The organism is Allobranchiibius sp. GilTou73 (genome assembly GCF_021391335.1).
GTDB classification, from domain to species: Bacteria; Actinomycetota; Actinomycetes; order Actinomycetales; family Dermatophilaceae; genus Allobranchiibius; species Allobranchiibius huperziae.
On record NZ_CP090051.1, the window covers coordinates 889140 to 911928 of the forward strand.

18 protein-coding genes and 2 pseudogenes are annotated in these 22789 nt (G+C 69.0%); 9 read left to right on the forward strand and 11 right to left on the reverse strand.

The genetic code is table 11. The annotated features are described in order from the left end of the window. Nucleotides 1-191: 191 nt before the first annotated feature. From LVQ62_RS17725 to dnaB, 3 genes and pseudogenes are all read left to right on the forward strand, one after another. Nucleotides 192-443, forward strand: a pseudogene (locus LVQ62_RS17725) (peptidoglycan-binding protein); the annotation flags it as partial. 67 nt (nucleotides 444-510) lie between these two features. Next, nucleotides 511-927 carry a C40 family peptidase gene (locus LVQ62_RS04445; protein WP_304504474.1) on the forward strand — a complete coding sequence of 139 codons (417 nt, stop codon included), beginning with the start codon at nucleotides 511-513 and terminating at the stop codon, nucleotides 925-927. 597 nt (nucleotides 928-1524) lie between these two features. Further along, a complete protein-coding gene (gene dnaB / locus LVQ62_RS04450; protein WP_370639669.1) occupies nucleotides 1525-2892 on the forward strand; it encodes a replicative DNA helicase in 1368 nt (455 codons plus the stop codon). An 18-nt stretch (nucleotides 2893-2910) separates the two neighbouring features. Here the strand turns inward: dnaB and LVQ62_RS04455 are convergent, their stop codons facing one another. From LVQ62_RS04455 to LVQ62_RS04465, 3 genes are all read right to left on the reverse strand, one after another. Further along, nucleotides 2911-3249: a hypothetical protein gene (locus tag LVQ62_RS04455; RefSeq protein ID WP_233765598.1), complete on the reverse strand. Its 339-nt coding sequence runs from the start codon at nucleotides 3247-3249 to the stop codon at nucleotides 2911-2913. A 248-nt stretch (nucleotides 3250-3497) separates the two neighbouring features. Then, nucleotides 3498-3917, reverse strand: a complete 420-nt coding sequence (locus LVQ62_RS04460; protein WP_233765600.1) for a GNAT family N-acetyltransferase — start codon at nucleotides 3915-3917, stop codon at nucleotides 3498-3500. A gap of 30 nt (nucleotides 3918-3947) precedes the next feature. Then, on the reverse strand, nucleotides 3948-4259 hold the full coding sequence (locus tag LVQ62_RS04465) for a hypothetical protein (protein ID WP_233765602.1): 312 nt from the start codon (nucleotides 4257-4259) through the stop codon (nucleotides 3948-3950). A gap of 151 nt (nucleotides 4260-4410) precedes the next feature. On the opposite strand from LVQ62_RS04465, the gene LVQ62_RS04470 reads away from it, so the two are divergent. The 3 genes from LVQ62_RS04470 to LVQ62_RS04480 all read left to right on the forward strand — a co-directional run bounded on the left by LVQ62_RS04470 (nucleotide 4411) and on the right by LVQ62_RS04480 (nucleotide 7762). Further along, nucleotides 4411-4911: a DUF2853 family protein gene (locus LVQ62_RS04470; protein ID WP_218883780.1), complete on the forward strand. Its 501-nt coding sequence runs from the start codon at nucleotides 4411-4413 to the stop codon at nucleotides 4909-4911. A 33-nt stretch (nucleotides 4912-4944) separates the two neighbouring features. Then, entirely contained in the window at nucleotides 4945-6039 is a 1095-nt protein-coding gene (locus LVQ62_RS04475; protein WP_208052768.1) for a DNA glycosylase AlkZ-like family protein, read from the forward strand. A 232-nt stretch (nucleotides 6040-6271) separates the two neighbouring features. Beyond that, on the forward strand, nucleotides 6272-7762 hold the full coding sequence (locus LVQ62_RS04480) for a phospholipase D-like domain-containing protein (RefSeq protein WP_233765619.1): 1491 nt from the start codon (nucleotides 6272-6274) through the stop codon (nucleotides 7760-7762). 88 nt (nucleotides 7763-7850) lie between these two features. Here LVQ62_RS04480 and LVQ62_RS04485 read toward each other — a convergent pair whose 3' ends face one another. Next, the gene (locus tag LVQ62_RS04485; RefSeq protein ID WP_233765621.1) at nucleotides 7851-9392 is read right to left on the reverse strand and encodes an alkaline phosphatase family protein; all 1542 of its coding nucleotides are present in this window, start codon (nucleotides 9390-9392) and stop codon (nucleotides 7851-7853) included. 390 nt (nucleotides 9393-9782) lie between these two features. Between LVQ62_RS04485 and LVQ62_RS04490 the strand changes: the two genes are divergently transcribed. The 3 genes from LVQ62_RS04490 (at nucleotide 9783) to LVQ62_RS04500 (ending at nucleotide 12253) form a co-directional block, all read left to right on the forward strand. After that, nucleotides 9783-10592 carry an MBL fold metallo-hydrolase gene (locus LVQ62_RS04490; RefSeq protein WP_233765623.1) on the forward strand — a complete coding sequence of 270 codons (810 nt, stop codon included), beginning with the start codon at nucleotides 9783-9785 and terminating at the stop codon, nucleotides 10590-10592. A gap of 152 nt (nucleotides 10593-10744) precedes the next feature. Further along, a complete protein-coding gene (locus LVQ62_RS04495) occupies nucleotides 10745-11602 on the forward strand; it encodes a hypothetical protein (protein WP_233765625.1) in 858 nt (285 codons plus the stop codon). A 129-nt stretch (nucleotides 11603-11731) separates the two neighbouring features. Continuing rightward, the gene (locus LVQ62_RS04500) at nucleotides 11732-12253 is read left to right on the forward strand and encodes an FBP domain-containing protein (RefSeq protein WP_233765627.1); all 522 of its coding nucleotides are present in this window, start codon (nucleotides 11732-11734) and stop codon (nucleotides 12251-12253) included. 91 nt (nucleotides 12254-12344) lie between these two features. Here LVQ62_RS04500 and LVQ62_RS04505 read toward each other — a convergent pair whose 3' ends face one another. The 7 genes and pseudogenes from LVQ62_RS04505 to uraD form a co-directional block, all read right to left on the reverse strand. Further along, entirely contained in the window at nucleotides 12345-13286 is a 942-nt protein-coding gene (locus LVQ62_RS04505) for a SpoIID/LytB domain-containing protein (protein ID WP_233765629.1), read from the reverse strand. A 17-nt stretch (nucleotides 13287-13303) separates the two neighbouring features. Next, entirely contained in the window at nucleotides 13304-14119 is an 816-nt protein-coding gene (locus LVQ62_RS04510) for a CHAP domain-containing protein (RefSeq protein ID WP_233765631.1), read from the reverse strand. A gap of 248 nt (nucleotides 14120-14367) precedes the next feature. Continuing rightward, complete coding sequence (locus LVQ62_RS04515; protein ID WP_233765633.1) at nucleotides 14368-15645, reverse strand: guanine deaminase; 1278 nt, start codon at nucleotides 15643-15645, stop codon at nucleotides 14368-14370. After that, nucleotides 15642-16475: a xanthine dehydrogenase accessory protein XdhC gene (gene xdhC / locus LVQ62_RS04520; RefSeq protein WP_233765635.1), complete on the reverse strand. Its 834-nt coding sequence runs from the start codon at nucleotides 16473-16475 to the stop codon at nucleotides 15642-15644. The genes LVQ62_RS04515 and xdhC overlap by 4 nt, the downstream gene beginning before the upstream one ends. Nucleotides 16476-16480: 5 nt before the next feature. Beyond that, nucleotides 16481-18934 carry a xanthine dehydrogenase molybdopterin binding subunit gene (gene xdhB, locus LVQ62_RS04525; protein ID WP_233765638.1) on the reverse strand — a complete coding sequence of 818 codons (2454 nt, stop codon included), beginning with the start codon at nucleotides 18932-18934 and terminating at the stop codon, nucleotides 16481-16483. Then, nucleotides 18931-20438 (reverse strand): annotated as a pseudogene (locus LVQ62_RS04530) (xanthine dehydrogenase small subunit). The gene xdhB and the pseudogene LVQ62_RS04530 overlap by 4 nt, the downstream one beginning before the upstream one ends. Before the next feature lie 214 nt (nucleotides 20439-20652). Beyond that, nucleotides 20653-22569 (reverse strand): 2-oxo-4-hydroxy-4-carboxy-5-ureidoimidazoline decarboxylase, encoded by a 1917-nt coding sequence (uraD, locus tag LVQ62_RS04535; RefSeq protein ID WP_233765640.1) that lies wholly within the window; start codon nucleotides 22567-22569, stop codon nucleotides 20653-20655. Between the last annotated feature and the right edge of the window lie 220 nt (nucleotides 22570-22789).

A 22789-nucleotide genomic window follows, 5' to 3' on the forward strand; every position in this document is an offset into this window, starting at 1 on the left:
TCGTGGTCGGGGGCGTCGCGCTCGGCACCGCGGCCATCGTCGGCGGAGTCGCTCTGTCGGCGCCGGCCATGGCGGCGACGTCCAGCGCACGGGTCGTCGTCCTCAAGGTCGGTTCGAGCGGGTCCCTGGTGAAGATCGCCCAGCAGCGTCTCGGCGTGACCGCCGACGGCGACTTCGGCCCGCGCACGCTGATGGCGGTGAAGACCTTCCAGGGACGCTACGGTCTGGCCACGGACGGCATCGTCGGCCCGCTGACGTGGGCCAAGCTCGGCGGCTTCCCCTCCACCGGCACGGCTCCGGCCCCCACCTGCACCGTCAAGGTGGTGCGGTACGGCGCCTCCGGCTCCCTGGTGGCGGCGTTGCAGAGCAGGCTCGGCGTCACCGCGGACGGCGACTTCGGCCCGCACACCCTGAGCTCGGTGCAGAGCTTCCAGTCCCGGTACGGGATCACCGCCGACGGGCGCGGGGTCGTGGGTCGCGCCACCTGGGGCGCCCTCGGCGGGATGCCCTGTGGCCTCAGCCTCACCCCCTCCCGGGACGACGGCCCCGGTCAGCGGTGGTTCTGGCGGTGGGTCGTCGACCACGACGACCGCGAAGCTCTCGCAGGTCATCAGCATCGCCAAGCAGTACCTCGGCGTGCCCTACGTCTACGGAGGCTCCACTCCGGCCGGCTTCGACTGCTCGGGGCTGACGCAGTACGCCTACTCGCACGCCGGCCTGACCCTGCCGCGGACGGCGGCCGCGCAGCAGGCCTACATGCGCTCCACGTCCTCGCCGCTGCCCGGGGACCTGGTGTTCTTCGGATCGCCGGCCTACCACGTGGGGATCTACCTCGGGAACGGCCAGATGATCGCGGCGCCCTACCCCGGCGCGGTCGTGCGGATTCAGACCTACATCAACGTCTCGAACTTCGGCACCCTGCGCTGACGGTCGCACGACCGCTCGCAGCACCAGACGCGGCCGCGCACACCTTCGGGTGTGCGCGGCCGCTCTGCATGCCGTGCGGACGCCTGCACGGGATGCCCGGGGCGGTGTTCCGGGCGGTCCGAACACCGCACCGGGAGCGCTCGCCAGCATGCGGACGCCCTCTGAAAATACTTTTCGTCCACACCCGGTGGACGACATCCATGCAGGTCAGGGCCGTGCGACGCAACTCCACGATGATTTTCCACACCGTTATCCACACCCTGTGCACACAGCCCTTCGGCGGTTTCCCCAGCTTTCCCACAAGTTGTCCCGAGGGCAGGTGAACAACGCTTTGGTGTCTCCCCCTCCGGGGTTCTACGGTGTCCACGCAGCCGCTCCCGAACGGCGTTCGCCCGTCACATGTCACGCCGGTCACCTGGCAGCTGCCGTCTGCTCTCCGCTCTCGCAGCGGGCGGGTGCGCGCACGGGCAGTCGGTCGGCGCCCGTCACGTGGGTGTCTTGCACGGCTTGCCTGTTCTGTCTGTTGCATTCGTTCTGTTGCGTTGTCGGTGCTCGGTGATGGAGTGCGACGTATGTCCGAAAGAGAAGGGGATGCGCGTGTCGATCGCTGAACTCGAAGGTGCGTTCGGCGGTGGGTCGCGCGACCCGTTGCTCCCCCCGCAGGACGTGCACGCTGAGCAGTCCGTGCTCGGCGGCATGATGCTCAGCAAGGACGCGATCGCCGACGCGGCCGAAGCCGTCCGCGGGGTCGATTTCTACCGGCCCGCTCACGAGGCCATCTACGAAGCCGTCATCGATCTCTACGGCCGAGGTGAGCCCGCCGATGCGATCACCGTCGCCGACGAGCTGGGCAAGCGAGGCGATCTCGCCCGGATCGGCGGACAGGCCTACCTGCACGAACTGATCCAGTCGGTGCCCACCGCGGCGAACGCCGGCTACTACGCCACGATCGTCGCCGAGCGGGCTGTGCTGCGGCGGCTCGTCGAGGCCGGCACGCGGATCACTCAGATGGGCTACGCCAGCGGCGGCGGGTCCGTCGTCGACGTCATCAACGAGGCGCAGGCGGAGATCTTCAAGGTCACCGGGTCCAAGGACAAGGAGGACTACGTCCGGCTCGGCGACGTCATCGAGGAGACCGCCGACGAGATCGAGGCGGCGAGCAGCACCGCCGGTCAGATGACCGGCGTACCGACCGGGTTCACCGAACTGGACCAGCTCACCAACGGCCTGCACGCCGGTCAGATGATCGTCGTCGCCGCGAGGCCCGCTGTCGGCAAGAGCACGTTGGGCCTCGATATAGCTCGGGCCGCGTCCATCAAGAACGGGCTGACCTCGATCGTCTTCAGCCTGGAGATGAGCCGCTCGGAGATCACCATGCGGTTGCTGTCGGCGGAGGCGAACATCCAGCTGCAGCATATGCGCAAGGGATCGATGCGCGAAGAGGACTGGACCAAGATGGCGTCCACGATGGGGCGGATCGCCGAGGCGCCGCTCTTCATCGACGACTCGCCGAACATGTCGCTGATGGAGATCCGCTCCAAGTGCCGGCGGCTGCGGGAGCGCGAGAACCTGCGGCTGGTGGTCATCGACTACCTGCAGCTCATGAGCAGCGGCAAGCGCGTGGAGTCACGCCAGCAGGAGGTCTCGGAGTTCTCCCGTGCGCTGAAGCTGCTCGCCAAGGAGCTCGGCGTACCGGTCATCGCCATCTCACAGTTGAACCGTGGCCCGGAGCAGCGCACCGACAAGAAGCCGATGATGAGCGACCTGCGCGAGTCCGGATCGATCGAGCAGGACGCCGACATGGTGATCCTGCTGCACCGCGACGACGCCTTCAACCGCGACTCCGAGCGGCCGGGCGAAGCCGACCTGATCGTGGCCAAGCACCGCAACGGACCCACCGACACCATCGGGCTGGCATTCCAAGGTCACTACAGCCGGTTCACCAACATGGCCAAGGAATTCTGAGCCAGGAATTCTGACCGTTCAGTGGGCGGGGTGCATTGCACCGACTTCGCGGATTCGGCTCTGAATCGTGTTGTTGGCGTCGGTCAGTTCTGCGGACTTCTTTCCCATCTCGTCGATATCTTCATTGAGGTCCTTGGCTTCCTGACCGCTGGCTTGCTCCAGCTTGGCCTTGTCCGACTCCAGACGCTTGTTGACCTCTTCCTCGTCGGCCTGGATGCCTTTGGACTCGCCCTTGAGGTACTCCAGCAGTTCCGCCTGCTTCTCCTTGGTCATGGGCGTGGCGTCGGACTTTGCCTGCCGGAAGTACGCGCGCACGTGCTCGAGATGATCGCCGACCCACCGTTCGTAGGCCTGCACGTAGACGTCATGGGGATGCAGGCTGGGAGTCGGATCGAGGTGGGGGAGAGGCGGCGGGGCCGGGTGCGTCACTCTTCTGGTCTGTCATGGCGGATCCTTCGTCCGGTGAGTAGGAAACACAACAGATCGTCCCGCTGATGCAGCGATGCCGCCACAAATTCTCGGATTACCGGCTGACGCCCATCGACGCGTTGGTCGATGGCCTCTGCGGCCGGTGTTTTCTGCCTGTCGGACGCTCGCGGCGCGATTCAGCGAAGAGTCGTCCGCATCAGGAGCTCGTCGCACCGCGTGCCGAAGCCCATCTCAGCAAGCATCGGAGCCATCCGCGGGTGCGCCCGGGTGATGGCGACCCGGCACCCGCGCCGGCGGGCGAGTTCGAGTCGTGCCGTGACGAGGGCGTGATAGACACCGCGGCGCCGAGCCCAGCACGCGGTCGCCGCTCCCCAGAGGTGCGCCTCCTCGCTGCCGGCGAACGACACGGCCGCGGTGCCTGCGGGTTTGCCCTGCAGCCGCGCCAGGACGTGCGTCTCCGACGGATGGATCGAGACGCAATGGCGACGGGAGAGATCCAGGTCGGTGTCCTCGTGCTGCTCGAGTGCCAGCAGGCGGCGAACGCGGGGCAGCGCGCCGGCGTGCAACCGCGTGACGCTGAGCAGTGGGTCCGGCACGCCTTCCTGGCCTCGCCGCATCAGCTCTCGCTACAGAACCGTGTGCTGCGCCGCCACCACGCCGCCGACGGCGACGAGGGCGTCCCGCAGGGCGGTCGGCCCGGTCGCCGGGCTGACACCGTGCCGCCACACCGTGCTGCGTCCCCAGCAACGCGCCTGCCGGTGCACGAGGGCGATGAGGTTATCGGGTGACAGCGTCGAGTCGATGTCGAAGACTCCCGCGTCGTAACGGAAACCATGGTCGTACCGGACCATCGTGAAGCCGTCGGTGAGCAGCCTCGCGGCCGTGGCGGGCGCCGCGATGGAGGCATGAGTGATCGTTCGACAGGTCGTATCGCCCATGCGATCGACGTTAGGAACAAACGTGCCGCCGGAGCGGTCACTGACGGACCTTTGACGTCATTCCTACGCAGAATTGACGGCTGCCCGGCTGACTGCCGGGTCTCCCGGGCCGCCTGTCGGGCGGCGGTATGCCGGTTCCGCTCTCGGCTGCGTGAAAGCACTGATCGCACCGGCGCCTGCGCAACGGAATCGCCTGGGAACCACCGTGCGACCAGCGCGGATCCAGGCGCTGCACAGCCACCAGCACTTCCATCGCAGCTATGTCGGCGCAGCAGGAACAGCGCTACTCTCACAAAGAAGGAACCAGGTCTCTTTCAATGGAGGAACTGCTGTGGCCACTGCTCACGAAAGCGTTCACGCCTACGCACCGCATGCCGACAAAGAGATCATCGACAAGATGGCCTCGACCTATCGCCTCGTTCTCAGCAACCGCGATGCGTCGCTGGTGTCGGCCAGCGACCCCGCCGAGCTCAAGACCGTCCGAGAGAACTTCCTGAAGAAGAAGCTCGGCCTGAAGCAGAGCGACGCCGAACTCGACGCGGCGATCAAGGACGTGCTGGCCCAGATGAAGGACGGCAAGGCCAACCCGCGCCTGGCGGTGTACTACCTGCTGGCGGAGAAGTTCGACAAGCTCGACGTCTTCAAGGGCTGACACTCCAGGGCCCCTTCGCATCTCGCGTCAGCGGTGGCGTCGAGTTGGGCCGCGGCTCTGGGCTGGCGCCTGCGGCGTCACCACCTGATAGCCGATCCGGCGGGGTCGGTCGAGGACGTGGTGGGGCGCCTCGTGGCGGTGCCCGCGTGGCTCGGGGATGCGTCGACCGCCATCCGACTACGCGTCGGTGATTCCGAGAAGGGTGATGTCGACGCCGCCATCGCCGCCGGCCGGGTCGTCTGCGTCTACGCCTTCCGGGGCGCCACGCATCTCATGACGCCCGACAACGCCGCGGTGCACATGTCCGTACGTGGTGCCGGCCGGCAATGGGAGCTTGCGAGTTGGCGCACGTTCTACGGTCTGGAGCCTGGCGACTGGCCGCGCCTGCGGGCTGCCGTGCGCGAGGCGCTGAGCGACGGGCCGCTCAGCCAGCACGAACTGGCGCAGGCGGTGGCGAAGGACCCGGCGCACCGGCACCTGCGGCAGGCCTTCGAGGACCGGTCGCACACCTTCCTCAAACCCTTCTGCTGGCAGGGCGACCTGTGTTTCGCGCCCTCGCGTGACGGGGCCGCGACCTTCCGCTCGTTCGATTCGATTCCGACGTGGCGTGGGCTCGGAGACCTCGACGACGCGGGACCGTCGGCGATCCGGGCCTACCTCGCGGCGTACGGGCCCGCGACGCGCGACCACATCGACCACTGGCTGGCGCAGGGGCTCAGCGCGGGGCGCAGGAGGCTGGCGCGCTGGATAGAGGACATGGCGGACGAGCTGACCGAACTGGTCATCGACGGTGACGCGGCGCTGTGCCTGACCGAGCACGCGGCGGACATCGTGAGTGCCACGCCGACCCGCGACGTGGTCCTCCTGCCGGGCTACGACCAGTGGGTCATGGGTGCGGGCACGTCGGACACGCACGTCGTGCCGCCGAAGCACCGGGTCCTTGCTACCCGAGGAGCCAATACGGTGCTGATCGGCGGAAGGTTCAGCGGCACGTGGGAGCGCGCCGGCGACACTGTGCGGGTGCGGTGGCTCGATGGCGAGTCGGCCGGCGCCACGGCGTCACTCCGGAAGGCGGCACAGTCTTTGTCCGCAGTACTCGGCAGCCGGCTGAGGGTGCAGACGCTCTGACCGGCGTGCAGTGCGCCGGCGTACGCCGCGGTGCTGCCCTCGACGAGCTCTTCCTGCAGGTCTGCAGGTCTCGGCGGGTTCGGCCCGGATGGCACACCGCACCCCAGCGGCACTGTTGGATGGGGCGATGGATGTCGCCGAGTGGTTCCTCAGCCCTACTGAGCGCGGCAATCCCGCAACCCGTCTGGACCGTCGCCATGCAGACGGTCTGGCGTGGACGTCGGGGAACGAGGTGGTTCCTCTCGTTCACGGGGCGACGTACTTCGACCGGCTGGTGAGTTGTCTCGTCCAGATGCGCCCGGGTGACCTGGTGATGTTCACCGACTGGCGCGGCGACCCCGATCAGCGTCTCGACGAGCACGGTCTCGAGGTCACGACAGCCCTCTCCGAGGCGGCCGGTCGAGGGGTCGTGGTCAAGGGGCTGGTCTGGCGTTCGCACCTGGACAAGCTCTCGTTCAGCGAACAGCAGAACCGCCACCTCGGTGAGGAGATCGAGGCCGCGGGGGGCGAATGCCTCCTCGATATGCGGGTGCGCCCGGGCGCGTCCCACCATCAGAAGTTCGTCGTACTGCGTCACCTCGACCGTCCCGAGCTCGACGTCGCGTTCGTCGGCGGCATCGACCTGTGCCACAGCAGACGCGACGACGCACGGCACGAGGGTGATCCGCAGAAGCAGCCGATGGCGGCGGTCTACGGCGAGCGTCCGCCCTGGCACGACATCCAGCTGATGGTGCACGGTCCGGCGGTGGCTGACGTGGAGGCCACCTTCCGCGAGCGCTGGGAGGACCCGGCCCCGCTCAGCCGCAACCCGGTTAACGTGCTGAGCGAGCGGTTACGTCACGACACCCGCACGGCCGGCCCACTGCCCACCCAGCAGCCGGACCCCGGACCGCGGGGCAGTGCGAACATCCAGCTGACCCGCACCTACGGCAACCGGCACCCCGGCTATCCGTTCGCTCCCGAGGGCGAGCGCAGTGTGGCGCGTGCCTACACCAAGGCCGTTCGGCGGGCCGAGCGGATCATCTACGTCGAGGACCAGTACCTCTGGAACTCCGAGATCGTCGCCCCTTTCGCGGAGGCGCTGCGCAGCAGACCGTCGCTGCACCTCATCGCGGTGATCCCGCACTACCCCGACCAGGACGGACGGCTGTCGATGCCGCCGAACCTGGTGGGACGGCAGGCGGCGCTGAACACGCTGTACGACGCGGCTCCGGACCGCGTGGCCGTCTACGGCGTCGAGAATCCGGCCGGGACGCCGGTGTACGTGCACGCGAAGGTCTGCGTCGTCGACGATGTGTGGGCCAGCGTCGGTTCGGACAACATCAACCGCCGGTCCTGGACGCACGACTCTGAGTTGGCGTGCGCGGTCGTGGACGATGCTCGCGACACCCGCGAGCCGCACATGCTCGACCGCTTCGGTCACGGTGCCCGCGCGTTCGCCCGCTCGTTGCGACTCGAGCTCGGTCGCGAGCACCTGGACCTGGACGACGACACCGACCTGATCGATCCGTCGCGAGCGTTCGAGGCGTTCGCCGCGAGTGCCGCACGCCTGCAGGCGTGGCACGACGCAGGTGCCGTCGGAGACCGGCCACCGGGAAGGCTGCGGCCCTATCGGCGACCGCACCTGACGCGTCGCACCCTGGCCTGGGCGACACCGCTCTACCGGGTCGTCTACGACCCCGACGGGCGCCCGTTGCGGATGCGCTATGCCCGGCGCTTCTGACCGGACACGGCCTCGATGGACCCGCGACGACCAAGCGGTCACCGGCGGGCACGCTGGGTGCCGCCGGTGACCGTGTCGCCGAACCGGATCAGTCGCGGTGGTGGCGGATGCCGGGCAGCACTCGCGTGTGCTCGATGTCCACTGCCTGCAGCTCACGGGGGTTGAGACCGAGGACCGTCAGGATCGTGGGCGCGATCTGGGTGGTCTCGACCTGGGAGCCGATCGAGCGGCCGCGGCCCTTCTCGGCCGCGGACGCCACGATCAGCGGGACGTCGCGGTCGTCACCCGAGGCGCCGCCGTGCTCGGCGATCTTCTTGGTGCCGCCGGTGTAGACGACACCCTGGTGGGCGATGCCCAGCACGTCAGGGTGCCGCGGGTCGCTCTGCGGGACACCGAAGTACGCGGCCGAGCCGGCACCGGCGTACGCCGCGGTCAGGCCCGAGGACGGGAGCGTGCGCGACCCGCCCGTGACGGTGTTGCCCGTCGCGGGGTGGGCGAGCAGGTACGCCTTGACGAACGCCGTCGCGGAGGCCGAGCGGTCCGACAGCCACAGCAGCATGCCGTCGTCGTCGAGGCTCTGAGCCACCAATGACGTGTTCTGGGGGTGGCGTGCCGCCCATGCCTTGTCGATACCGTCGATGATCGGGCCGTCGTCGATCCGCGTCAGCTGCGTCGGATCGATCGGCGACTGGCCGTGCTTGGCCGACAGGATGACGGTCGTGCTCGAGGCCAGGCCGTCCTTCTGCAGGCGCGTGACCAGGGAACCGACCTCGGTGTCGACGAAGTTCAGCGCCTTGCTGAGCAGCGGCCCGGGGGTGCGGGTGCCCGGGAGGTAGCCGCCGGCAAGACCGTCGGACTTCGGCAGCTTCTGCGCGGTGGAGACGGACTGGAAGTTCATCCCGAAGAGCGCGGGCGTGCCGACCCGGTGCTTGCCCGAGTGGTCGAAGCCGTTGATCTCGTTGAGGACGGCTTCGGTCTTGTAGTGGTCGTACTGCTGCGTCGAGGCGTTGTCGGTGGTCCAGTCACCGCCGGCCGGGGCATCGCTGTTGATCTCCGGGGTGAAGAGGTCATCGATCGAGTTGCCGTTCCTGCCCTGCAGGATGCTGTACGCCGGGTGCTTGTCCGACCACGCCGTGCGCAGCCTGTCGCGGTGCAGCACGTTGAAGACGGTGTTGACCTCGAGATACTGGTTGGGCTGCACCGGTTTGCAGGTCGCCGGGTCGACCGGCAGCGCGGCCTGGTTGATCAGCGTGCTCGGGTGACCGGTCATGTTCAGGATCGAGCCCGGCAGACCCGCGAGGCCCTGACCCGCGTCCAGGCGGGTGGAGTCCTTGTCGATCGTCTCGTCGAAGTTGACGGCCGCGCCGAGCGCGGCACCCTTGCAGTGCGTCGTACCCGCCGGCAACAGCGCGTGGTTGTAGGTGACGTCGTAGTAGACGCCCGTCGTGCGCGGGTCGCCACCGGTCAGCTGACCGACCAGACCCGGGAAGGAGTCCGACGGGAACGGCGTCCTCGCGTGCGTGTACGACGTGCCGGAGTCGACGAGCCGCGCAAGTGCGGATGCCGGATGGTGCGCGACGTACCACTGCAGGTCGCTCTGGTGCAGACCGTCGACGGACAGCAGGAGCACGTGCTTCTGGGCATGCGGCGCGGCCGCGTGACCCGGTGCGGCGTACGCCGCAGCGCTCCCGCGGCGAGAGCGGCGGCGGTGGCCACGGCGACGGCGGCAGGGCGAGTTCGAAAGGTCATGGATCTCTCTCTGGCAGAACGGTTCCCGAGGACCTATCCAGCCCATCGGTCCAAACTGAGAGCTCCCTTCGAAGACGGCGAACTCCACGTGAACCGCAGACGAAGACCCCTCGCCGTGGAGCCGCTGACGATCCGGCGGCCCCCGTGGGAGGGTTCGACGATGCCGACCTTGCCCCCGCAGGTGCTTCTGGACGACGAGCCTCTTGATCGGCCGTGGATCCGAGGGAGCCGGCGCGGTGCGGATCCCGGACCGGTTCTGCAGGTACGGCGCGTGGACGACGCGACGTTCGTGCTGCGGCAGTCGATGCGCGCCACCTGGGAGGCGCCCTTCCTCTACCTGTTGTTCGGCACGCGCCGGGCTCTGCTGCTCGACACCGGCGACGTCGCCGACGTCGAGCAGATGCCGCTGCAGCCGACGGTCAGCGCGCTGGTCGACGACTGGGTGGCGCGGCACGGTCCGAGCGACTACCACCTGGTGGTGGCCCACTCGCACGGGCACGGTGACCACGTCCGTGGCGACGGGCAATTCGCCGGTCGCGAGGGGATCACGGTCGTCGGGGTCGACCAGGACTCGGTGCGGGCGTACTTCGGGATCGATCCGTGGCCCGGCGGTGTCGCGTCCTTCGATCTCGGCGATCGTGAGCTGCTGGTGTCCGGGATCCCGGGGCACGACGTCCGGTCGATCGTCGTCGCCGACCCGTCGCGAGGGCTCCTGCTGAGCGGCGACACGGCCTACCCAGGTCGCCTCTACGTGCAGGACCTGCGGGCGCTGCAGGACAGCCTCGACCGGATGCTGGCGCTGGCCGAGCGTGCCGGAGCCGAGACGATCCTGGGCGGTCACATCGAGTTCGGGGCCGACGGCGGGCAGCACCCGGTCGGCACCCGATTCCACGCCGCCGAGCGACCTCTGCCGTTGACGCTGCCAGATCTGCGGCGACTGCGAGAACTGGCGTACGTCGCGGCCGGGCGGAGCGGAGTGGTGCGTGGCGAGCCCATGCATCTGTGGATCGGTCCCTGTCGTGGACCGATCCTGCGGATGGGGCTTGCGACGGCCGCGCGTCGCGTCCGCGGCATTGGCTGACGTCGGGCCGTCCCGGAACCGGGCACGACGCCTGGGTCGCGTCCACAGCCACGCCGGGCGGCGTGGGTTTTCCACACCCGGCGCAGAAGGCCTGCTGCGCCGGTCGCATGCTCTCTACCGTCGCGGGATCCGATCTGCGAACAGAGGCCATCATGAGTGAGAACGTCCTGCCGTACCCCGCCGCACCCCGACGAGCCGGCCGGCCCGGTCCGACCAGTTCCACGGTCACCTATCTCACCCTGCTCGACGGGCGGGTCGTGCACGAGCGCCACGAGACACTCCTGCCCGACCTTCCGGTCACCTGGCCCGACGCCTACCCGACGTACGACGACCCGTACGACCGGTTCGAGCGAGGTCGCCTGCAACCCACGCCGGCCCGGAACGCCCGGCGCAAGCTGGACCTGCTCGCAAGGTTCGTCGGTGGTGAGGCAGCGCTGGCCGCTCTCGACGACGTTCCCCTTGTCGCCGACGGTGACCCATTGGTCCGCGCCACGCGTCCCTGGAGCGAGGCGGACGATCGGATCGAGGAGCTGGTCGGCGAGGTCGCCCGGAGCTGCTTCGACGCCGAGACGACCGTCGCCCTGCGACGCGCCGTCCTGCTCGTGCTCGAGGGTCCCTTCCCGCGCGCGGCAGGGTGGTCCGCCGCGGTGCTCGTCGGTGCGGCCTGCTGGGCCATCGGGCACGCCAACGGGCTGTTCGGCGCCAAGAAACTCACGCAACGGGAGGTGCTCGACGCGCTCTCGCTCAGGAACTATCTGAGCGAGCAGGGCAACGCCGTGGCACGGTTCCTGGCGGGCGACCACGCCGCCCGCTCGGAGTGGGGCACCCGCAGCGACTGGAGCTGCAGCTCGTTCCCCGACGGCTTCGAGTTCGACCGCCTCACCCCGGTCGGTCGAGCAGAGTTGCTGCTCGGCGACACCCGCGCGCTCATCCTGCGGCTGCGGGAGCAGGCGGAGGCCGACCTCGCTGACGCACCCGACGGCCGTGACACCGTCGGCGATGAAGGCTGAGCAGGCTCGCGGGTCGTGCACACGCACCGAGGCGAAAATCGTTGTGCGTCTCGTCCGGCGTCGTGCGAAGGTGACGGGCGGCCTGACCGACGTCAGCCGTGCCCCTTCCCCCTACCGAACGCCATCCTCATGCACCCCCTCACCGATACCGACCTGCGCGCGTCGTTCGTCAACGCCTCCCGACGCGAGGTCGCCCAGGCGACCCTGCCCGACCTCGAGCCCCTGGACTGGGAGCGCCTGGACTACCTGGGCTGGACCGATGCCAAGCGCCCCCAGATGTCCTACGTCGTGCTCCCCACGGGCGAGGGGCCGGTAGGGATCGTGCTGCGCACTGCGGCCCGCTCCGCCGTGCTCCGCAAGGCGATGTGCGCTTGGTGCCAGGACATCGCCGCCACCGAGGACGCCCACATGTACGTCGCCCGGCGCGCCGGCGCCCTCGGCAGGCGCGGCAACACCGTCGGGACCTTGATCTGCGCGGACTTCCGGTGCTCGCGCAACGTGCGGCGCACGCCGAGCATCGAGGAGGTCGGCAGCGACGATCCGGTGGACCGCGCCGCGCTGATCGAGCGGCGGATACAGGGTCTGCAGGAGCGATCCGCCCGGTTCGCGGCGAACGTATGCAGCGAGAGCGACGAGGACGAGCCCGAGTGAGGCCGTCGTCCTGCCACGCCCCGGCGGCGAGGCACCGGTGCGCCCACCGCGGTCGGCGTACCGACCACGGTGGGCGCCTGCGACGTCGGTGTCAGGACGTGAGCGCGATATCGCGGTAGTAGTGCCGCAGGATCGAGCTGTAGCTGTCCCCCTTCGCCGCCATGCTCTCTGAGCCGTCCTGAGACATCCAGTCACCGGCGACCCAGGCGCTGCAGACGGACGGCGAGGAGCAGTAGTGCGCCTGCAGGATCTTGCCGCTGCGGGTCATCCTGGTGCCCCAGGTCGCATCGACCGCGCTGTTGGTCGCGGCCGTCGCCGAACCGGGCCGGTATACCTGGCTCCCGGTGTCGTCGCGGACGTCGTAGCAGTGACCGCTCGGGGTCTTGGACTCCGAGTGCAGCGCGAAGTACCAGCCGAAGCTCTTCACCGCGATGGCGCCGGACTTCAACGAGGCCGAGTGCCAGCTGGAGACCCACTCGTTGGGTAGCACGTTCTTGACGTACGTCTTGAACGCCACCCGCTCCACCCGCCCGCTCCCGGTCCGATAGACCAGGATCGAGCTCGGCAGCTTGGTGTCCGTGCCGTCGGTCTTGCACCCGGTCACCGGCGGTGTGTTGCGCAGGAACTGGTGGGATGCGTCGTTGTTCTTCAGCCCTGGCTTCAGGTTGCCCTTCGTGCCCGGCTCGAAGTCCTGGTACGCGCCCGCGTAGTTGCTGTTGAAGTACACCCGCACCGTGTGCCCGCTGCGGTTCCAGACCGATGCCGCGTTGTTCTTGACGCACCTGCCCTTCCCGGTGCCGGCGCCCTTGAACTCGTAGCAGGTGGGTTGGGTGGTGCCGTAGTCGTCCAGCGAGCTGGTGAAGTCCGACACCGATCCCTTCTGGTTGCTGTTGAAGTAGTAACAGAAGTCGCCGCTGTCGCAGCTGCCGTTGCGCGAGGCCGCATGGGCGGGGGAGGACAGGGCCATCCCGCCGCCCAGGACCATCGTCGTACCGGCGATCGCGGCGAGTGCCGTGCGTGAGGTCTTCTTCATGAGATGTCCTCAGCGGCCTAGAAGTGGAGCATCCACTGGAAGGAGGCCTGGCCGCTGTTGACCCGCACGTGCGAGCGGGTGCCGTAGCGCAGCTTGTTGTTCCAGTTGTATTCCTCCACGTCGAACGACCCGTCGGAGTAGACCTTGTTGACGTACGCGACGTGCCCGACCTTGTGCACGTCGTTGACCGCGATGGCGCCCACCTTCGGCGTCTTGTCGACCTTCACGCCGGCCGCGCGGGCGGCGTTGTCCCAGTTGCCGGCGTCGCCCCAGTGCACGCCCTTCCAGTAGTTGTTGAACTTCGGCGTGTGCAGCCGGCTGGCGATCCGGTACGCCGCGAACGCCGTGCAGTTGTCCTGGGCGAATCCGCGCGGGTTGCCGTCGTAGTCGTTGCGCGGGGTCTGCGCGCCGGTCGAGGTGCTCGGCACGCCGTGGGAGGCGTTGTTGTTCTTCAGCGTGGCGTTCAGATTTCCCTTCGCGCCGGCCGCGAAGGACTGCGACGCGCCCCCGTAGTTGCTGTTGAAGTAGACCCGCATCGTCTTGCCGGTGCGGTTCCAGACCGACGCGGCGTTGTTCTTCACGCACTTGCCCTTGCCGTTGCCGGCTCCCTTGAAGACGTAGCAGCTGGGCTGCGTCGCGCCGTAGTCGGCGATCGGGCCGGTGAAGTCGGAGACCGACCCACCCTCGTTGCTGTTGAAGTAGAGGCAGAACTCGCCGGTGTTGCATTTGCCGTCCCGCGACGCGGCCTGGGCCGGGCTCGCGCACGCCAGGGTCGGGGTGGCGATCGCGACCGCGACGCCGGCCAGGGTCAGGGTCTTGTGCAGGTTCCTCATCAGATGTCCCTCCGTGGTGGTGTGGGGCGCGCCCCGGAGCGGAGCCGTCGCCTGCAATCACCGTGCGGGAGAGGTGCGGGTGTCCGGTAGGCATCGGGTGTCCCCTGACAGCGAGGCAACTGGGCAGGCCTCTGACCTGCGCAGACACCGGTCAGATCTGACAACGGCAGGTTTCTCTGACAGTCGACGAGAGCCTGGATTCGGACATGCAGAGCGGGGCGGATGTGCCCCGATGTGCAGGGCGAAAGTCAGTCGGTGACGCGCTCGCCGTCGATCCAGACTCCCGCCACGTCGGCGTCGGTCCCCAGGGCGAACGCTTTCGCCAGTGCGTTGTCGGGGTCGAGCGCGTTGCGCAGGTTCACCTGCAACGCGCCGTCGTCCGCGCCGCGTAGCCACACCGCGTCGAAGCGTTTGCCGACGGACAGGTCGCCGACGTCGTCCAGGCCGAGCATGGCGGCGCCGGCCGAGGTCGCCAGGTGCAGCAGATGTGCCGCGGTGAGCGGCACGCCGTCCGCGCCGAGCAGCTGCTGCATGAAGTACGCCTGCAGCCCCTCCTTGAACATCGAGAAACCGGTGCCCCCACCCACGTCGGTGCCGAGGGCCACGGGTACGCCGTGCTCCAGATGCCGCCGGAGCGGAAAGCTCCCGCTACCGAGGGAGGAGTTGCTGGTCGGGCAGTGCGCGACCCCCGCGCCGTGATCGGCGAGCAACCGCAGCTCCTCGTCGGTGGCGTGCACATTGTGCGCGAGGACGCTCCTGCGGCCGACGAGTCCGTGCTTGTCGTAACTGCCGACGTAACTGGTGCCGAAGAACTCCTCCACCTGCGCCACTTCGACGGTGTTCTCGTTGACGTGGGTGGTCATCCAGCCGCCCGGAATCTCATCGAGCAGCTCACCGCACACCGAGAGGAGATCGTCGCCGCAGGAGAGGGAGAACCGCGGGGTCACGGCGTACCTTGCCCGACCCGTGCCGTGCCACCTGTCCGCCAGGGCACGGCTCTGCTCCAGAGCGACGTCGGCCGAGGTCAAGAGGTCATCGCGCAGGATCCGGTCGCTCAGCACCAGCCCGCTGGTGATGCGCAGTCCGGTCGCCGCCGCCCGGCTGAAGAGCGCGTCCACGGCGGGAGCGAAGTGCGCGCCGAAGACCAGCGCGCTCGTGGTGCCGGAGCGCACCAGTGATCGCACGAAGTCGTCGGCGGTCGCCACGGCGTACGACGGGTCGGCCAGTCGGGCCTCCTCCGGCAGCGCGCAGCGCTGCAACCAGTCCAGCAGCGGCATACCGAGGCCGCCGATGGCACACACCTGCGGGTAGTGCACGTGGGTGTCGACGAAGCCGGGGAGCAGCAGTCCCCCGTCGAGGGTCTCGATGGGCTCGCCCGGGTGGTCCCGCCGCAGCTGCGCGTAACCGCCGCGGGCGAGGATCGTGCCGTCGCGGACGAGCAGTCCACCGTCCTGCTCGGCGCGCAGCCGGCCACCGGCGAACGGATCCTGGGGGGTGTCGAGCACGGTGGCCCGGTAGAGCGTCACGTGCGCGTCCTCGAAGTGGGGTGGGCGGCAGCAGCCTCGGCCGCCACGGTCTGTAGCAGCGCGGCGGCGACCGACACCGCGATCGTCGCCGGCTCCTTGCCGACCAGGTCGGGGATCCCGACCGGGCAGGTGATTCGCGTCAGCGACTCGGGCGAGTGGCCCTCCTCGAGTAGCCGCTTCTCGAAGCGGCGCCATTTGGCCGACGATCCGATCAGTCCGATCGAGCCCAGGTGGGTGCAGCGCAGCGCGGTGTCGCACAGGGCCGCGTCCTCGGCGTGATCGTGCGTCATCACCAGCACGTGGGTGCCGGCCGGCACCTGACCGAGCACCAGTTCGGGCACCGGTGAGTGGTGCCAGTGGAGCGTGGCCGGCGAATCGTCGTACACAGCAGGAAGTCTGGGCACGGCGTAGGCTGCGCGCGAGTCGACCAGGTGCAGCTCCAGGTCCTGCCGGGAGAGGATCCGCGACAGCTCCACACCGACATGGCCCATCCCGAAGATCGCGACGGACGCAACCACCGGCAGCGGCTCGAACAGCATCTGCACCTCGCCACCGCAGCACTGTGTGCCGTGCTGCACCGGCGCGCGCTCGTTGAGCGCCAGCTCCAACGACTGCGGCGATCGGGCACCGTCGGCGAGCATGGCACGGGCGCGGGCCACCGCGGTGGCCTCGAGGTTGCCGCCTCCGATGGTGCCGAACTCCTCTGCGGCGGACACCACCATCTTGGCGCCGGCCTCGCGAGGCGCGTGACCGCGCACGGAGGTGAGCGTCACGAGGACGCCGGGCTCTCTCCCAGCGCGTAAGCGTGCGATGGCGTCGATCCAATGCATCGCGATCAGGCCTTGGCCGGTTCGCTCGCGAGCTCTTCGGAGCGCGGGTGCATCGGGTGCGCATCGGGACCCGGTTGGTCCGGCACGTGCTGTTGGGCGCGCGAGCCGCGTTCCATGCCGCCGTCGGTGCGACCGGATCGGGCGTCCTCGATCGCCCAGAAGACCGCCTCGGGTGTCGCGGGCAATCCGAGCTCGACGCTCCCGCCGGGCGCACCGAATGCGGCGGCGGCCTGGCGCAGTGCCTCGCGCACGCTGAAAGCGAGCATGAGCGGGGGTTCGCCCACGGCCTTGGAGCCGTAGACCGCACCTTCCTCGTGGGCCTGCTCCAGCAGCGCCACGTTGAAGACCTCGGGCATCTCCGAGAAGCTCGGCAGCTTGTAGGTGCTGGCAGCCTGCGTCGCCAACTTGCCGCGGGTCGGCCGGTCGCTCTCGTCCCAGACCAACTCCTCGAGCGTCATCCAACCGGCGCCCTGGACGAAGCCGCCTTCGATCTGCCCGATGTCGACCAGCGGAGAGAGGCTCTCTCCCACGTCGTGCACGATGTCGACGCGCCGCGTGCGGTACGCGCCGGTGAAACCGTCGACCTCGACCTCGGCCGCGGCCACGCCGTTGGCGAAGTACTTGAACGGCTCGCCCTGCATGATCGAAGAGTCCCAGTGCAGCCCCTCGGTGCGGTAGTAACCGGCCGCCGACAGCTGCACGCGCTGGAAGTACGCGCGCTGGGTCAGATCGGCCCACAGCATCGGCTCGGCTCTGCTCCCGATCGCCGACACCACCCCGTCCTCGAACCGGATGTCGGCCGGGCTCACACCGAAGTGCTGAGAGGCGACCTGGGTGAGCCGCTCCTTGATCTGCTCGCACGCGTTCTTGATGGCGCCACCGTTGAGGTCGGTACCCGAACTGGCAGCGGTGGCAGAGGTGTTGGGCACCTTGTCGGTCCGTGTGGGAGCGAGTCGGACGGTGGTCAGGGGTACGCCGAGCGCGGTCGCGGCGACCTGCAGCATCTTGGTGTGCAGGCCCTGGCCCATCTCCGTGCCACCGTGGTTGATGAGCACCGATCCGTCCTTGTAGACCAGCACGAGCGCGCCGCCCTGGTTGAAGGCCGTGAGGTTGAAGGAGATGCCGAACTTCACCGGCGTCAGCGCGAGTCCTCGCTTGGAGTCGGCGTGCGTCGCGTTGAAACGGGCGACCTCCTGCTGCCGTCGTGTGATGTCACCGTCGGTGACCACCTGCTCCCAGGCGCGTTCCAGCCGGTCCCACTGTCGGACCGGCTGACCGTACGGTGTGGTCTGGTCCGGGCCGTAGAGGTTCTGTCGGCGCAGGTCGGCCGGGTCCTTGCCGAGCAGCGGGGCGCACCGGCCGAGGATGTCCTCGATCACGAGCATCCCCTGAGGCCCCCCGAACCCGCGGAACGCCGTCTGCGAGGTCTTGTTGGTCCGGGCGATGCGACCGTTGACCCGCACGTTGGGGATCCAGTACGCGTTGTCGATGTGGCAGACCGCCCGCGCGAGCACCGGTTCGGACAGGTCCAGGCTCCAGCCACCGTCGGCGGTGAGCGTCGCGTCCAGCGCGACCAGCGAACCGTCGGCGTCGAAGCCGACCCGCCACTGGGTGTGGAAACCGTGCCGCTTGCCGGTCATGGACATGTCGAGGGTGCGGTTCAGGCGCAAGCGCACCGGGCGCCCGGTGAGCACCGAACCCAGAGCGGCGATCGCCGCGAGGCCGTGCGGCTGCATCTCTTTGCCGCCGAAGCCGCCGCCCATCCGCAGGCACTGGACGGTCACCTCGTGAGAGTGCAGACCGAGGACGTGGGCGACGATCTCCTGCGTCTCGCTCGGGTGCTGGGTGCTGCTCTGTACGAAGATCTGACCGTTCTCGTCGACCATGGCCAGCGCGCAGTGGGTCTCCAGGTAGAAGTGCTCCTGGCCCTTGAACTCGAATTCGCCGTGGAAGACGTGCGCGGCGTCCTGCAGCCCGCGGTCGATGTCGCCCCGCTCCATGTGGGGCTGGGCGCCCTGGAAGGCCTCGGCGGCGATCGCCTCCCGGGCCGTCATCAGCGAGGGGAGCGGTTCGTAGTCGATCTCGATGGCCGCGGCACCCAGCCGGGCGGCCTCGAGGGTCTCGCCGAGCACCCACACGATGGCGTGGCCGTAGAACATGGCCTCCGTCGGGAAGAGCGGCTCGTCGTGCTTCACCCCCGCGTCGTTCACGCCCGGCACGTCGTCGGCACTGAGCACGCGGACGACGCCCTCGACGTCGAGCGCCGGAGAGGTGTCGATCCGGGTGACCGCGGCATGGGCGTGCGGGGCCTGCACCGGCCAGGCGTGCAGGCAGTCCTTGGTGCGACCGACGAGATCGTCGGTGTAGAGCGCCCTCCCCGTCACGTGCAGGTCGGCAGCCTCGTGCGGAATCGGGTGCCCGACGACAGGGTTGGCGGGACGTTCGGAGAGTGAGCTCATGCGTCGACCTCCTTCGTCGCGGTCTGCGAGTGGAATTTGAGCAGCGCCGTACGCAGCATCGCCGCGCGGTACCGGCTGCTGGCCCGGTGGTCGTCCATGGGTGTGCCGGTCGCGCCGAGCACCCGGGCCGCGGCCTGCGCGGTCTGCAGGGTCCACGGCCGGCCCTCCAGGGCGGCCTCGGTCTCGTAGGCGCGCAGCGGGTCGCGGCGACGCCGCCGAGCCCGATCCGTGCGCGGCGTACGACGCCGTCCTCGATGTCGACCGCGAACGCCACGGCCACGCTGGAGATGTCGTCGAACCGGCGTTTGGCGATCTTGTGGAACGCCGCGGACGCGGCCAGCGGCAACGGGATCCGGACGGCCTTGATCAGCTCGTCGCTGTCCCGGATGGTCTGCCGGTACCCCGTGAAGTAGTCGGCCAGCGGCACGACCCGCTCACCCCGGGTGCTGGCGAGCACCAGTTGTGATTCCAGGGCCAGCAGGACGGGAGGGCTGTCGCCGATGGGCGAACCGGTGCCGAGGTTGCCCCCCAGGGTGGCTCCGTTGCGGATCAGACGGGAGGCGAACTGCGGGAAGAGCTCGGCCAGCAACGGCACGCGGCCGTCGAGGCGTCGTTCGATCTCCGAGAGGGTGAGCGCGGCGCCGATCTCGACGTGGTCGGGGCCCTCGTGCAGCTCACGCAGCTCGGGGAGCCGGTCGATGGCCACCAGCACGGGTGAGCGCGCCATCAGCAGGTTGGCGGCGACCCCCCAGTCGGTCGATCCCGCGACCAGCCGGGTCTCCCGGTCGTCGCCCAGCAGGGTCATGGCCTCGTGCAGCGTGGACGGGCGGACGAACTCGTGCACCCCGTCGGTGACGCGGGTCGGGACGGCCTCGGGTGCCGGTTCACTGCGGCGGTGCGCGAGGGGGTCCTGCGCCGACGGCCGGCCCAGGGCGTACGCAGCGTCGCGGATCGGGCGGTACCCGGTGCACCGGCACAAGTTCCCCGAGAGCGCGTGCAGGTCGAAGCCGTTCGGGCCGTGCTCGTGATCGGTGGAGGTCTCGGCGCCGGTGTCCATCGCGACGGTCGTCGAAGAGGTCGCCGAGTCGGCGCCGTGCGCCGCCGGCGCACGATCCGCGCGGTAGTACTCGGCGGCCATGCTGCACACGAATCCCGGTGTGCAGTAACCGCACTGGGAGCCTCCGCGGTGGGCCATCTCCTCCTGCACGGGGTGCAGTCCGTCGCTCCCGCCGAGGCCTTCGGCCGTCACGATCTCCTGGCCGTCGTACCCGACGGCCGGCGGCAGGCACGCGTTCACCGCGACCCAGGACGAACCCGCACCGTCCGGCCGGGACACGAGCACCGAGCAGGCGCCGCACTCGCCCTCGGCGCACCCCTCCTTCGCGCCGGTCAGACCCTGCCCGCGCAGATAGTCCAGCAGGCTGAGGTAGGAGGGGGTCCGGGCCAGGGACCGGCGGGTCCCGTTGACGGTGATCTGTGGGCTCTGCGAAGGGGAGTTCGTCATCGCCGGCTCCTGACTGCGTGGTCGCGAAGGCTCTTGCCATGATCTGGCAAAGCATGGTTCGACGGCAGTACACGGGCCCGGTTATCCATGCAGAACAGGCCCTTCGCTGGTGTGAGTGTAGACACATCGCCAGGACGCCGACCGGTGTCCCGGGGAGCATCACCGACGTGATCTGCGCACGGCACGACGTACGTCATCCCTGCCCCGACCACGGTCAGTACGCGCGGACGCGCGCCGAGTTGATCGGGTTCGCGTCCGCCACGAGGCGGTCGAAGCGGTAGCCGGCGATCTTGGCGATCTCGACCAGCGCGATGTTGTGCTCCTGCACCGAGGAGTTGCGCATCCGGACCCAGCCGTGGCGGATGAGGTCGTCGAAACTGCCCTCGTCGCGCACGCAGATGACCAGCGGGAAGCCGAACTGTTCCTCGTACGCCGCGGTGAGCTCGTCGAGGTCGGACTGGTCCTGCTCGCCCAGGTGGGTCAGGCCGCGGGTGCCCTGGTCCTCCAGCGACTCCACGGGGGCGTCACCTCCCAGAGCCTGCCCGAGGCGCGGGTAGGCGTTGACCAGTTCGACCTGCTCGGCCGACGTCGCGGCGAAGAGTGCCTCCTGGAACGCCTGGCGCAGGTCCCGACTGTCGCTGAACGGTCGCTGCCCGAAGGCGCGCTCGACCATCCACGACGGACCCTGGAAGAGGCTGCCGAAGGTCTGCACGAACTCCTCCTGCGTCATCTCGTTCACCTGCTCGAGGCGCACCAGGTGCCCCGGGGCGCCTGCCACGGCCGGGCCGAGGCCCGATCCGAGGTGGAAGAAGACGATGTAGAGGACGAACGCCGCGATGCTGCCGATCGTGATGCCGCTGCCCAGGAAGACCTGCAGCGAATCGGGCAGCGACTTGGCGACGTCCGGTTGCGCGGTGACGAAGGTGGCCAGCCCGAGGCTGCTCGCGACGATGATGACGTTGCGGTGGTCGTTGAAGTCCACCTTCGTCAGGGTCTGGATGCCGACGACCGCGACCGTGGCGAACATCGCCAGACCCGCGCCGCCCAGCACCGGTGACGGGATGCCGGCCACGACCGCGCCGGCCTTGGGCAGCAGGCCCAGGATGATCATGAACCCGCCGGCGGCGGCGACGACGTACCGGCTCTTGATCCGGGTCAGGCGCACCAGACCGACGTTCTCGGCGAAGCAGGTGTAGGGGAAGGAGTTGAGGACGCCGCCGATCACGGTCGCGAGACCGTCGGCGCGGAGCGCGCGGGTGACGTCCTCGCCGCCCACCCGCTTCTCGACGATCTCGCCGGTCGCGAAGACGTCGCCGGTGGTCTCCACCGCGGTGATGAGCATGACGATGATCATCGAGATGATCGCGGCCACCGCGAACTTCGGCGTGCCGAAGTGGAAGGGCGTGGTGACTCCGACGATGTGAGAGCTGCCGACATCGCTGAACTTGGCGTCGCCCAGGCTCCAGGCGATCGCCGTGCCGACGATCAGCCCGATGAGGACGGCGACCGTCGCGATGAAGCCGCGGAAGATGCGCTGGATCGCGACGATGAGCAGCACGGTGCCGATCGCGTAGAGGATCCACCGGCCGTTGCCGGGCTCGGATTTGCCGGTGAGCGGGTTCATCACCGCGTCACCGGCAGCGACCGGCAGCAGCGACAGGCCGATGATGGTGATGACCGAGCCGGTCACGACCGGCGGGAAGAAGCGGATCAACTTGCCGAAGAACGGAGCGATCGCCAGCGTGAAGAGGCCGGCGATGAGCACCGACCCGTAGATGTAGAGCAGGCCGTTGACGCCGCCGCCGTGACTGACGCCGATCGAGATCATCGGTGCCACCGCGGTGAAGGTCACCCCCTGCAGCAGGGGCAGCCTGACGCCGACCTTCCAGAAGCCGATCGACTGGATGATGCTGGCGATGCCGCAGGTGAACAGGTCCGCGTTGATCAGATGGATGAGATCCGGCGTGCTCAGTTTGATGGCGCTCGCGAGCAGGATCGGGACGATCACCGCGCCGGCGTAGAAGGCCAGGACGTGCTGGATGCCGTAGATCGCCAGCTGTGGTGCGGGCAGGACCTCGTCGACCGGATGAACGGGTGGGCGGGTGGAGGCGGGTGCGGCTGTTACGGTCATCGGTGCTCCTTGGACTGCTTATATTCCGCTAGACGTAACTAATATTCCGTGATGCGAAATGCTAGACAGTGACTCAGGTCACGTCAAGGATTTGTCGGCACCAGCGCACGCGGGGTGGACGCGTCGGGCTGTTACTTGGAATTGACGCTGGCACAGGGGTTTTCGTGCCAGATCGGGGTGTCCCGGCTGTACGGCGCGATCGGCGCCCCGGGACTGGGGC

Bases quoted from the DNA above. Each gene is read 5' to 3' on its own strand.
- uraD (WP_233765640.1), bottom strand. From the start codon at position 22,569: ATGACCGTAACAGCCGCACCCGCCTCCACCCGCCCACCCGTTCATCCG.
- xdhC (WP_233765635.1), bottom strand. From the start codon at position 16,475: ATGCATTGGATCGACGCCATCGCACGCTTACGCGCTGGGAGAGAGCCC.
- LVQ62_RS04510 (WP_233765631.1), bottom strand. From the start codon at position 14,119: ATGAGGAACCTGCACAAGACCCTGACCCTGGCCGGCGTCGCGGTCGCG.
- xdhB (WP_233765638.1), bottom strand. From the start codon at position 18,934: ATGAGCTCACTCTCCGAACGTCCCGCCAACCCTGTCGTCGGGCACCCG.
- LVQ62_RS04465 (WP_233765602.1), bottom strand. From the start codon at position 4,259: ATGGGCGATACGACCTGTCGAACGATCACTCATGCCTCCATCGCGGCG.
- LVQ62_RS04500 (WP_233765627.1), top strand. From the start codon at position 11,732: ATGCACCCCCTCACCGATACCGACCTGCGCGCGTCGTTCGTCAACGCC.
- LVQ62_RS04495 (WP_233765625.1), top strand. From the start codon at position 10,745: ATGAGTGAGAACGTCCTGCCGTACCCCGCCGCACCCCGACGAGCCGGC.
- LVQ62_RS04505 (WP_233765629.1), bottom strand. From the start codon at position 13,286: ATGAAGAAGACCTCACGCACGGCACTCGCCGCGATCGCCGGTACGACG.